This window comes from Arthrobacter sp. UYCo732 (assembly GCF_040547265.1).
In the GTDB taxonomy this organism is placed as follows: Bacteria; Actinomycetota; Actinomycetes; order Actinomycetales; family Micrococcaceae; genus Arthrobacter.
The window spans coordinates 1-11,980 of record NZ_JBEPPJ010000012.1 but is presented as its reverse complement, the minus strand read 5'-3'; the positions used below and the strand labels follow the sequence as shown (position 1 = coordinate 11,980).

Here is an 11,980-nt window from a genome sequence, read left to right as displayed (position 1 = left end):
TAGTCACAAATGAAAGCGAACCAGCCTGCTGGCATAATCACGGCAGTACAAGTTCCAAGACCAGATGATGCGCAAGCTCGCGTCATCGTTCACGCGAGGGAGCGTCTAAGTGGCCGATCAGGCAACTGCGCAAGAATTCGACATCCTGGTACTCGGTGGCGGAAGCGGCGGCTACGCCACCGCCCTCCGGGCCGTTCAGCTTGGCTTCACCGTTGGTCTGGTGGAGAAAGCGAAGCTGGGGGGTACGTGCCTGCACAACGGCTGTATCCCCACCAAGGCCCTGCTGCACTCCGCAGAACTGGCCGACCACGCCCGTGACTCCGCCAAGTACGGCGTGAATGTCACCCTGGACAGCATCGACATCACCGCTGTCAACGCTTACAAAGACGGGATCATCGCCGGCAAGTTCAAAGGACTGCAGGGGCTGATCAAGTCCAAGGGCATCACCGTCATCGAAGGCGAAGGCAAGCTGACCGCCCCGGACACCGTCACCGTCAACGGCACCGCCTACAAGGGCAAGAACATCGTGCTCGCCACCGGTTCGTACTCCCGCACACTCCCGGGCCTGGAAATCGGCGGCAAGGTCATCACCTCCGACGAAGCCCTCACCATGGACTACATCCCGAAGAGCGCCATCATCCTGGGCGGCGGCGTGATCGGCGTCGAGTTCGCTTCAGTCTGGAAGTCCTTCGGCGTGGACGTCACCATCATCGAAGGCCTCCCCTCGCTGGTGCCGAACGAGGACGCGACGATCGTCAAGAACTTCGAGCGCGCGTTCAAGAAGCGCGGCATCAAGTTCTCCACCGGCGTGTTCTTCCAGGGCGTGGAGCAGAACAACGACGGCGTCAAGGTCACCCTGGTGGACGGCAAGACCTTCGAAGCCGACCTGCTCCTGGTTGCTGTTGGCCGTGGCCCCGTCACGGCCAATCTGGGCTACGAGGAAGCCGGCCTCACCATTGACCGCGGCTTCGTCATCACCAACGAGCGCCTGCACACCGGCGTTGGCAACATCTACGCCATCGGCGACATCGTCCCGGGCGTCCAGCTGGCACACCGCGGCTACCAGCAGGGAATCTTCGTCGCCGAGGAAATCGCCGGTCTCAAGCCGGTCGTTGTCGAAGACATCAACATCCCCAAGGTGACCTACTCCGAACCGGAAATCGCGACCGTCGGCTACTCCGAGAAGGCAGCCAAGGAGAAGTTCGGCGAGGACCAGGTGGAAACCCAGGAATACAACCTCGCAGGCAACGGCAAGAGCTCCATCCTGGGCACCAGCGGCCTGGTCAAGCTGGTCCGCCAGAAGGACGGCCCCGTCGTCGGCGTGCACATGATCGGCGCCCGCATGGGCGAGCAGATCGGTGAGGCCCAGCTGATCGTGAACTGGGAAGCCTACCCGGAGGACGTCGCACAGCTGGTGCACGCCCACCCGACCCAAAACGAGTCCCTCGGTGAAGCCCACCTGGCACTCGCGGGCAAGGCCCTGCACGGCTAACACCCCCCCCGTTTTACCGCAAGACATCAGAGTTTGATGCACCCGGCTCAATCTGCCGGGTGCACTAAGCTCGAACAAGGCAGCAATCATCCGCACTAAAGATCAATAAGGAGAACGGGGACGATATGTCTGAATCCGTTAACTTGCCCGCCCTCGGTGAGAGCGTCACCGAAGGAACCGTCACCCGCTGGCTCAAGCAGGTAGGTGACCGGGTAGAGGTGGACGAACCGCTGCTCGAGGTTTCCACCGACAAAGTAGACACCGAAATCCCCTCTCCGGTAGCCGGCATCATCGAGGAAATCCTCGTGGCCGAAGACGAGACCGCCGACGTCGGCGCTCCACTGGTCCGCATCGGCGACGGGTCCGGCGGCGGCGCAGCCCCCGACGCAACACCTGCCGCTGAAGAAGCGCCCGGAGCTCCGGCACAAAAAGCCGCAGCTCCGGCAGAGGAAGCTCCCGCCGCACCGGCTGAAGAAGCTCCTGCCGCGGAAGCCCCCGCTGCATCCGGCGGCGAAAGCCACGACGTTACCCTGCCCGCCCTGGGCGAAAGCGTCACCGAAGGCACAGTGACCCGCTGGCTGAAGGCCGTGGGCGACACCGTTGCTGTCGATGAGCCGCTCCTCGAGGTATCCACCGACAAGGTTGACACCGAGATCCCCTCCCCAGTTGCCGGCACCCTCCAGGAAATCCGGGTGAACGAAGACGAAACCGCAGAGGTCGGCGCTGTCCTCGCCGTCATCGGCTCCGGCGCGGCCGCTCCCGCAGCTGCCGCTCCGGCCAAGCCGGCACCCGCTGCCGCGCCTGCAGCCCCCGCCCCGGCCGCAGCCCCGGCACCCAAGGCAGAAGCGGCTCCGGCTGCTCCTGCCCAGGCTCCGACCGCTGCCCCGGCCCCGGCTGCTGTTCCAGCCGCGGAGTCCGCTGCCGGCAGCGAGTCGGGTTATGTCACCCCGTTGGTCCGCAAACTGGCCAACCAGCACGGCGTTGACGTCTCCTCACTGTCCGGCACCGGCGTCGGTGGCCGCATCCGCAAGCAGGACGTCCTGGCGGCAGCAGAAGCGAAGGCCGCCCCGGCTGCAGCTCCAGCCAAGCCGTCTGCCGCTCCTGCCAGCGCCGCCGCTCCCGCCGCTTCCACGCTGCGCGGCACCACGCAGAAGGCTCCCCGCATCCGCCAGGTCATTGCCCGCCGCATGCGCGAGTCCCTGGACGTGTCCGCCCAGCTGACGCAGGTGCACGAGGTGGACATGACGAAGATCGCCAAGCTGCGCACCGCGGCCAAGAACGGCTTCCTCGCCACCAACGGAGTCAAGCTGACGTACCTGCCCTTCATCGCCAAGGCTGTCGCCGAGGCACTGAAGCAGCACCCTAAGCTGAACGCTGAATACAACGAAGAGGCCCAGGAGATCACCTACCACAATGCCGAGCACTTGGCGATTGCGGTGGACACGGAAAAGGGTCTCCTCGTTCCCGTGATCTCCAATGCAGGAGACCTGAATCTGGCCGGCCTGGCCGGAAAGATCGTCGATGTTGCTGACCGCACCCGCCAGGGCAAGATCGGCCCGGACGAGCTTTCCGGCGGCACCTTCTCCATCACGAACATCGGCAGCGTGGGAGCCCTCTTCGACACTCCGGTCATCAATCAGCCAAATGTGGCCATCCTTGGCACCGGCGCGATCGTCAAGCGCGCGGTAGTCGTGGCTGATGAGAACGGTGACGACTCGATTGCCATCCGCTCCATGATGTACCTCTCCCTGACCTACGACCACCGCCTGGTGGACGGCGCGGACGCAGGCCGCTTCCTGCAGACCCTGAAGGCACGCCTTGAAGAAGGCGCCTTCGAGGCTGACCTGGGACTCTAACACCAGGTAAACGAACGACGGCGGTGCAGGGCTCCGGAGGGAAACTTCCAGAAGCCCTGCACCGCCGTCGTTCTTGAGCATTGCCCTGCGAAGGGGGCCTCCGTGGCTTTGCTACAGGAGGTAGAACAGACTGGCTAAGCTTGAACCATGACTATTCTCTTCAGCATTCTGCTGTTTCTGCACATCGTCGGCGCAGCCATGATCGTGGGGTACTGGATCGCCACGATCAAGCAGCCCACCGTGCACCCCCGCCAGCGCGACGGAGCATTCCTGCAGCTGCTCACCGGCATCGCCATGATGGGTATCCTTCCATTCATGCCCGACGCCCACCCCAACTACGCCAAGCTTGGCATCAAGTTCGTCATTGCCGTCGTGGTCGCAGTGCTGGCCGTCATCGGCACCCGCAAGGTCAAGAAGGGTGAACCGGTTTCCACTGGCCTCGCCCACGGGGTTGGCGGTCTGGCCCTGGTTAACATCGCGATCGCCACCATCTGGAACTGATCCCCCACTGCGCCACTTACGACGGCGCCGCTCCCTTCTCCGGGGAGCGGCGCCGTCGCGTTTTAATGACCGCCCGCGGTCATAATCCACTGAGAGCGGACAGCCCGTGCGCGGGTGCCCTGGAATCCCTAGGATAGGAACCGGCGGGGCCGGGCAAAGGCCGGCCCCGGTTCAAATCGACTTGAGGAGTGGACATGGCAGCAACACGCACCGCGCACACAGTATGGAACGGCGACCTGATGTCCGGATCAGGCCAGACCACGCTGGACAGCTCCGGCCTGGGCACTTTTGACGTCACTTGGAAGGCGCGCACGGAAGCCGCCGAAGGCAAGACCAGCCCGGAAGAACTGATCGCTGCGGCCCACGCCAGCTGCTTCTCCATGGCTTTCAGCAACGAACTGGCCAAGGCCGGCCACGCACCTGAGGAAGTCAACACCAAAGCGGACGTCACGTTCGTTCCCGGCACGGGCATCACCGGCAGCCACCTGACGGTGTCAGCAAAGGTTCCCGGCATCACTGAAGAAGAGTTCCAGCGGATCGCCGGCGAGGCCAAGGTCGGTTGCCCTGTTTCGGGCGCCCTCGCCAGCATCGAGATCACCCTGGATGCGAGCCTCGAGGCCTAGTCCACTTAGCGGCGTGCACAGCCACTGACAACAAGAGGCCCTGCCCCGCCCGGATGACCGGACGTGGCAGGGCCTTTTGTGATGGCTGGCGAAGAAACCCCGTCAGCCACCGTGCCGGCGGGCCGGCAGCGGGGCGGGCCGCAGGCGGCGGTAGCCTTCGCGCGCCGGGGGCGTGTCCGTGGGCAGCTCCTGGATCATTTCCTTGAGGGCGCCGATGCCGTATTCCAGCTGCGGGTCCGTACCGGCGGCATAGGCGTGCGGCGGGAATGTCACTTCAATGTCGGGGTCCACACCGTAGTTCTCCACGGACCACCCCACCCCGCCGCCGAACCAGGTGGCGTACCGCGGCTGGGTGACGCCGGTGCCGTCGGCCAGGGAGAACCTGTTGTCGATCCCCACCACTCCGCCCCAGGTGCGCGTGCCGATCACGGGGCCGATCCCCCGCAGCTTGGACACCTGGGTGATGATGTCGCCGTCGGACCCGGCAAACTCGTCGGCGAGGATGATCACCGGGCCCCGCGGGGCGTGGTGCGGGTACGTCCTGGGGCGTTCGCCGCGCGGCATGCTCCACCCCGTGACCTTCCGGCCGATCAGCTCGGCAACCAGCTGCGACGTGTGGCCGCCACGGTTGCGCCGGACGTCCACGATCAACCCGTCGAGGGCGGTCTCGGTGTCCAGGTCGCGGTGGAGCTGCGCCCAGCCGTTGGCCATCATGTCCGGGACGTGGAGGTACCCGTAGCGTCCGCCGGAAGCCTCCCGGACGGTTCTCCGGTTCGCCGCCACCCATTCCTGGTAACGCAGGCGCTCCTCGTCCCTGACCGGGACCACTGCGATGCGTCGCTGTTTCCCTTCCCCCGCTCCGTGGCCGGGGCCGTTCCGGAGGGTGAGCTCAACTGGGCGCCCGGCGGCGCCCACCAGCTGCATCGCTGGAGACAGCGTGCCGGACAGCGGAACGCCGTCAATGGCCAGCAGCACGTCTCCGGCGATGGCGGCAGCGCCCGGACGGGTCAGCGGGGAGGTGGCAAGCGGATCGGATGACTCACCGGCCAGAATGCGGGTGATTTCCCAGCCGGCGGGTGTGAAGGCGAGGTCGGCGCCGAGCCGTCCCTGGCCGTTGCTGCCGTTTTCCGTCACCATGGCCGGCCGGACGTAAGCGTGTGAGGTGCCCAGTTCCCCGTGGAGTTCCCAGAGCAGGTCCACCAGGTCGTCATGCGATCCCAGCCTGTCCACCAGCGGACGGTACCGCTTATGGATCGACTCCCAGTCCTGCCCGGCCATATCCTCTGCCCAGAAGAAATCGCGCTGCAGGCGCCACGCCTCGTCAAAGGCCTGGCCCCAGACGCTGGCCGGGTCCATCATCACGCGGATCCTGCCCAGGTCAACCTTGACGAGCTTGCCTGATTCCTCGTCGGCCTTCGCATCAGAGGGAACAACACTGACCTTCTTATCGCTGACCAGCACCACTTTTTTGCCGTCCCCGGATAGGCGGTAGCTGTCCAACGCCTCAACCAGCGTGGCGGGCTTGCGCCGGGCGAGGTCAAACCGGACCAGGCTGGGGCGGGCGTCCTGATCGTCCTTGCTGGCCTTGCCGTCGCCCGTAACGCCCGCAAGTGCCCAGTCCAGCCAGAGCAGGGCGCCGTCCGTGGCGGTCAGCGCGGTGTAGTTGCCCTGCGGTACGGGAACGCCGATGACGCGGTGGGACAGGCCCTCCGGGTCCACCCGGACCGGTGAAACTTCTGCCTCGTCAGTTTTCGCTTCCGGGCTGGCGGCCGGTTCCAGGTCAACGTCCGGGCCAAAGGGCGACGGCGTGGCTGCCGCCAGTGCCACGAGGTAAGGCTTGATGGGGCTGGGGAACGAGAGGTCGAACGAGTGGCCGTCGTATACCGGGTCAAAGCTCCGGTTGGACAGGAACGCCAGGAATTTCCCGTCCGGCGTGAAACTCGGCGATGCGTCGCAGAATCGGCCGTCAGTGACTTCAACTATGCCGTCGCCCAGTTTCATCACGCCGGCCAGGCGGAGCCGGCTCCTGGAGCCGAAGGAGGTGACCGGTTCAGACCACGCCAACCACTGCGAGTCGGGCGACCACGCGAGTTCCTCAATAGTGCCCTCGCCGATGCTGGTGACCAGCGAAAGATCACCAGTGGACGTGTTGGCCACAAAAACGTCGCCGAAAGCGGTCCCCACGGCAATCCACTTGCCGTCCGGGCTGGCTTCCATGGCGCTGGCGCGCGAAGGCTTTGGAAAAGCGATACGGAGCGGTTCGCTCCGCGGCCCGGCAGCGGCCGCGGACCCCGCGGTGCCGCCGGCAGAATCGGCACCGGACTCAGCACCGGATCCACCGTGCTCTGCGTCATCGGGCACCTGTATCACGACGTCGGCAGTCACCAGGGCGGCCGCGCCCGCCGCCGGAACAGGCCGTGGCAGAGCTGCGGAAGCTCCGCCGGACGCTTCGGTTGTGGCTGCACCCGGAGCTGCCGCCGTGGCCGGAGCTGCCGTCCCGGCAGGAACCGCAGGAGCGGGAACCGCCGGCGCGCCAACCTCGGCGGCGATTTCCTTAATGTAGATGGCTTCCACACCGTCGTGGTCGCCCACGTAGGCGAGGCGGCCGCCGTCGAGCGGACGGGGCAGCCGTGCCCGGACCCCGGGGGTGGCCTCAACGATGCGGGAGGGGCCGTCCTTGTGCCGGAGCCAGTGGAGGGTGCCGTGCGTCTCGACAGCGCTGGCGGACCCGGTGGCATCCGGCAGCACCGCGCCCAGGTGTTTGGCTGCCTTCAGCAGGCCCGGGCGCCGCGATTGCGAGGCTGAGCCCAGGGTGATGTCCAGCCGCACCGGGTCCGAGGACAGATCGTGGAGGACCCAGAGCTCACCCGCGGATTCGAAGATCACCCGTTTACCGTCGCTTGCGGCGTGCCGGGCGTAGAAGTCCTCGTGGTCGGTGTGGCGGCGCAGGTCGCCGCCGCCGGGCAGTACCGAATACAGGTTGCCGTACCCCTCGTGGTCGGACAGGAACGCCACACGGCCGCCAACCCAAAGAGGGTCCGTGAGGTTGCCGTCCAGCCCGGGAACCAGGCGTTCGAACTCACCGTTCCCGTCGGCATCAATCCAGAGCTTGCCGGCGGTGCCGCCGCGGTATCTCTTCCACCAGGCAGGTTCACGCGAGAGCACGCTTGCCAGGACAACCGGGCGTTCGTCCCCTACTTCCGGTCCGAACGCCACGGATTCGACGGGTCCGAAGGGGAGTTCCGCCGCCCAGCCGCCGGCGACGGGCACGCTGTAGGCGTAGGTATGCCGGCTTTCGGCCTGGCGGAAGGCGCTGGTCACGACGACGTCACCGCCGGCGGTGAAGCCCTTGACCTTGGTGCTGCCATGGCCGAAATAGGTCAGCTGACGGTAGCCGCCGCCGTCGACGTCCGCCGTCACCACTTCCGGCGCGGTCCCCTGGATAACAGTCCAGACGAGCCGCTTGCCGTCCGGCGTGAAGCGCGGGTTCCGGGCGGGCAACTGCAGTGACGAAACACGCCACGCCCGGCCCCCGCTGAGCGGCGCGATCCAGACGTCGTCCTCGGCCACAAACGTGACCAGATCGCCGTGGACGTGCGGAAACCGGAGGTAGCTCGAAGAAGTCATCGTTCGATCATAGTCAACCCGCGCTGGGGTCCATGGGAGGCGCCGCAGTTCCGTCTGGCTGTGCGGCATGGTGAGATGGGTCATGCACATTGTGATTGCCGGTGCCTCCGGGCTGATCGGGACTGAGTTGTCCGCAACGTTGCGCGCGGCCGGCCATGAGGTGGTCAGCCTGGTCCGCCGTGAACCGTCATCCGCCGCTGAAGTGCGCTGGGATCCCGCCGCGCAGCGCCTGGATCCGGCGGTGCTGGCCGGCGCCGGCGCCGTGATCAATCTGTCCGGGGCCGGTATCGGCGACAGGCCGTGGACCCGCCGCCGGATCAAGGAGCTGCTCAGCTCACGGCTGGGCGCAACGCGCACCCTGACTGAGTCCATGGGCAAGCTTGATGACCCGCCACGGGCATTCATTAGCCAGTCCGGTGCTGATTTCTACGGCGATTCGGGGTCCGCGCAGCTCCGGGAAGATGCCTCGCCGGGGTCCGGCATCCTCGCCCAAATCTGCGTGGAGTGGGAGGCCGCCGCCCATCAGGCGCCCGCCGGCGTCCGCGTGGTAACGCCCCGCACCGGGATTGTGTTAAGCCGCTCCGGCGGCTCGATGGGACGGCTGTTACCGCTGCTCCGGCTTGGCGTGGGCGGTCCGCTGGGCAATGGCAGGCAGTACTGGCCGTGGATCACTTTGCCGGACGTCGCCTCCGCTTTTGAGTTTCTGGCGGGCTCGGACATCCGCGGCCCGGTAAACCTGTGCGCACCGCAGGAAGCAGACGTGAACGCGTTGATCGCTGCGCTGGCCTCGGCCCTGCACCGTCCGGCTTTTTTCCGGGTGCCGGCACCGGTGCTGCGGCTGGTGTTGGGCAAGATGGCCGACGAACTCCTGCTGTCCGGCCAGCGGATGGAGCCGGCGGTGCTGGAAGCGGCCGGCTTCCGATGGCAGCATCCGGCCCTCGCCGAAGCTGCTGCCTGGGTAACCGGACCCTAGGGGTCAGGTGGCCAGGTAGCCTGACACCGGGCGTCAGGAACCCGGCAGGACATCCGCAATCCGCCACTGCCCATCCACGGCGACCAGTACAAGCCGAAGGGCCTGTTCCGCACCCGGGGCAGCGGTAGCCACGACCTGGCCGGAGCTGTCCTGTTCCACATAGGAAGATGTTGCGGACGTGACACCCACTACCGCCCGGCCTGCCGAACTCCCCGGCTGGACCTGGACATTTGAGACTGTGCTGGTGAAGCCGGCCAGGAGGTGTCCGGATGCCTGGAGCTCGTCCATAAGGTGTGCATCGGCGGCGGCGGCCGTGGAGCCCGGGGCGTTGACAAGGTCCAGAAGCTCCAGCCGGCCCGAGCTGAAAGCCAACGACCGAACTGCAGCCAGCCCTTGGACTGCCTCGGCTGGCTCAATCGAGCCCAGCTGCGCCGCGACGGCTGCCGGAATCCCCCTGTCAGCATCTCCAGTCGCCGCCGGCCCGGCCATGTGAACAGCGGAACCGTTCTGCGTACTGTCTGTGACCTCAGTGCCAGCCGGACGCGGTCCTGGCCTGGTCAGGCCTTCCAGGGGTCCGCCCGGGCCGAACGCGCCGGCAGTCCAAATGGCACCTGCCATCACCACGGCAGCGGCCGCGGACAGCAGCACGGTCCCACGTCTGTTAGCCGCCCTCCCCGCCCGGCCGCCCCGCCGTTGCGGACCTTGTCGTTGGGGATCTGGGCGACCGGGACCTGAGCGTTGGGCATCTGGGGTTTGCGGGCCGGGGGCTTGCGGACCTGAGGCTTGCGGACCCGGGCCGCGGGCAGGGAAGTCCGGCGCCCGCCGCTCGGCACCAGGTTCCACAGCGTGCCGGCCGCGCAGCGCACGTTTCTCCACTTCCGCCGTCCGGGCAGCCGTGGCCTGCCCGGCCATCTGGGTAGTCTTGGCCCGCATTACCGCCCTGGCCGCGCGCGGTCGCGCCGCGAACTCATCGTCCCCCTCGGGGAAAGGCAGCAGCTGGCGTGCCCCGGTGAGGCCGGACCAGCGCGACGTCGAGAGCCTGCGCCGCCAAGCCCGCAGCCCGTTACGGACGGCGCCGTCCGGGCGGTCCGGGATGCGACGCCGGGTCAGCAGCTGCGGGATAACGGTGGCGTGGACGGAGGAAGCGAGGTCTACGGGCAACGGCGGCGCGCTGCGGTAGATCGCCGTCGCCAGTTCCACGGCACCTGGCCGCAGCCGCCGGTCCTCGTTGAGGCCGGCTTCCAGGGCAGCGGCCAGTTCGGGGGGCACCTCCGGGAGCAGGAGCGACAACGGCGGCCGGTCGGCCGTCCGGCGCGGCGGCTCACCCGTCAGGCAGTACCACCCCAGCGCCGCCACCGAATACACATCGCGCTCCGGTTGAAGTCCGGCCCGCACGGCATCCACCGGGGCCGGGTCCATAAAGCCGGCTGTGCCGTGGTCTGGCACTGCCACAGCGTCTCCCACCATCCTGGCTATGCCGACGTCGGCCAGCAGCGGCTTGCCGTGACCGGTAAACAGGACGTTTCCCGGCGAGACATCGCCGTGCGTAAAGCCATTGGCGTGCAGGTAAGCCAGCACCTGGGCAATCGGAGTCAGAATAGTCACCGTCTCCCCCACTGGGAGTTTGCGCCGGCTGGCTATGAGCTCTGCCAGGGAACCGCCGGGCGCATAGTCCAGCAACAGGCCGATTCCACCGTCGCCCGCCTCCCCGGATCCTGCTGCTCCCTGTTTCGGCGTGAACCGGACCGCGTCGTGTGCCCTGATGAGATGTTGGTGGTCGAGCACCGAAAGGATCTGGATTTCGCGTCGGATGTCCTCCTCTGCGGCGGCATCCGGTAGTCCGACGTCAATGCCGTGCGCACTCCGGCCGTGCTTGACGCCAAGACATTTCAGTGCAAAGTCCCGGCCAGACCTTTCGTCCGTGACCAGCCACACTGTTGAACTTCCGCCGCGGCCCAACACACGCCCCACCAGGAAGCCGGGAACATCCGGGGCAGTGAAATCATCCATGAGCCATGTCTAGCGGAATCCTCAGCTCGCTGCAGAAGTTATCCACAGGCTGCGCCGCCGCTGGGTCAGCCAGCGCGGCATGAGACCTATGCCACTTATATCTGGCCCCTCACGGACCGGGGTCTAAGCTGGATGCCATGACTCTTGAGTTTTCACAGGTGGGTCTCGCCCCGGACTTCGTCGATTATGTCCAAGGTTGGGATTTGCAGCGCGAAATCCACGCCAAAGTCGTCGCAGCCGAGGCGCCCAGCACAGTCCTCATCCTTGAACATGGCGCTGTTTATACGGCAGGCAAGCTCACCGAAGAGCACGAGCGCCCGTTGGACGGCACCCCGGTGGTCCCCGTGGACCGCGGGGGGAAGCTGACTTGGCACGGCCCTGGCCAGCTGATCGCTTATCCCATCCTAAGACTGAAGAACCGGTCGGGCATCCGTGACTACGTCGAGCGGCTTGAAGCCGTGATGATCGCCGTTATGGCCGACTACGGTATCAACGCCGAACGCATCAAGGGGCGCGCAGGTGTGTGGATCACCGCGGACAGCAAGGGTCCGGACCGGAAGATTGCCGCCATCGGCATCCGCGTCCTGGACGGGGTCACCATGCACGGAGTCGCCATCAACTGCAACAACGACCTGGCACCCTATGCCCAGATCATTGCCTGTGGCATCACCGACGCCGGCGTCACCACGATGTCCATCGAAGCTGGCAAAAACATCAACCCGAGCGATATCGCGGACCGGTTTATGGACGAGTTCCGCAAACACGAAGAAGCGCTCGTTTCAAACCCCGAAGGAGCACTCCTGTGACATTGGCACCAGAAGGCCGGAAGCTGCTGCGCGTTGAGCAGCGTAACGCGGCTGTACCCGTGGAGCGGAAGCCGGAGTGGATCAAGGCCAAG

General features: G+C 66.4%; 8 protein-coding genes. 6 read left to right on the top strand and 2 right to left on the bottom strand.

What is annotated here, in order from left to right:
* Positions 1-109: 109 nt before the first annotated feature.
* From lpdA to ABIB45_RS14835, 4 genes are all read left to right on the top strand, one after another.
* Entirely contained in the window at positions 110-1,492 is a 1,383-nt protein-coding gene (lpdA, locus tag ABIB45_RS14850; protein ID WP_354216624.1) for a dihydrolipoyl dehydrogenase, read from the top strand.
* Positions 1,493-1,617: 125 nt separating this feature from the next.
* Positions 1,618-3,348 (top strand): 2-oxoglutarate dehydrogenase, E2 component, dihydrolipoamide succinyltransferase, encoded by a 1,731-nt coding sequence (gene sucB, locus ABIB45_RS14845; RefSeq protein ID WP_354216623.1) that lies wholly within the window; start codon positions 1,618-1,620, stop codon positions 3,346-3,348.
* Between the two features lie 147 nt (positions 3,349-3,495).
* On the top strand, positions 3,496-3,849 hold the full coding sequence (locus tag ABIB45_RS14840; RefSeq protein ID WP_354216622.1) for a hypothetical protein: 354 nt from the start codon (positions 3,496-3,498) through the stop codon (positions 3,847-3,849).
* A 194-nt stretch (positions 3,850-4,043) separates the two neighbouring features.
* Positions 4,044-4,472, top strand: coding sequence for an OsmC family protein (locus ABIB45_RS14835; protein ID WP_354216621.1), 429 nt, complete (start codon positions 4,044-4,046; stop codon positions 4,470-4,472).
* 102 nt (positions 4,473-4,574) lie between these two features.
* On the opposite strand, the gene ABIB45_RS14830 is transcribed toward ABIB45_RS14835, so the two are convergent.
* Positions 4,575-8,099: a S41 family peptidase gene (locus tag ABIB45_RS14830; protein ID WP_354216620.1), complete on the bottom strand. Its 3,525-nt coding sequence runs from the start codon at positions 8,097-8,099 to the stop codon at positions 4,575-4,577.
* Between the two features lie 82 nt (positions 8,100-8,181).
* On the opposite strand from ABIB45_RS14830, the gene ABIB45_RS14825 reads away from it, so the two are divergent.
* Positions 8,182-9,072 carry a TIGR01777 family oxidoreductase gene (locus tag ABIB45_RS14825; RefSeq protein ID WP_354216619.1) on the top strand — a complete coding sequence of 297 codons (891 nt, stop codon included), beginning with the start codon at positions 8,182-8,184 and terminating at the stop codon, positions 9,070-9,072.
* Positions 9,073-9,105: 33 nt separating this feature from the next.
* Here ABIB45_RS14825 and ABIB45_RS14820 read toward each other — a convergent pair whose 3' ends face one another.
* A complete protein-coding gene (locus ABIB45_RS14820; protein WP_354216618.1) occupies positions 9,106-11,082 on the bottom strand; it encodes a serine/threonine-protein kinase in 1,977 nt (658 codons plus the stop codon).
* Positions 11,083-11,219: 137 nt separating this feature from the next.
* On the opposite strand from ABIB45_RS14820, the gene lipB reads away from it, so the two are divergent.
* Positions 11,220-11,888 carry a lipoyl(octanoyl) transferase LipB gene (lipB, locus tag ABIB45_RS14815; protein WP_354216617.1) on the top strand — a complete coding sequence of 223 codons (669 nt, stop codon included), beginning with the start codon at positions 11,220-11,222 and terminating at the stop codon, positions 11,886-11,888.
* The last annotated feature ends 92 nt before the right edge of the window (positions 11,889-11,980 follow it).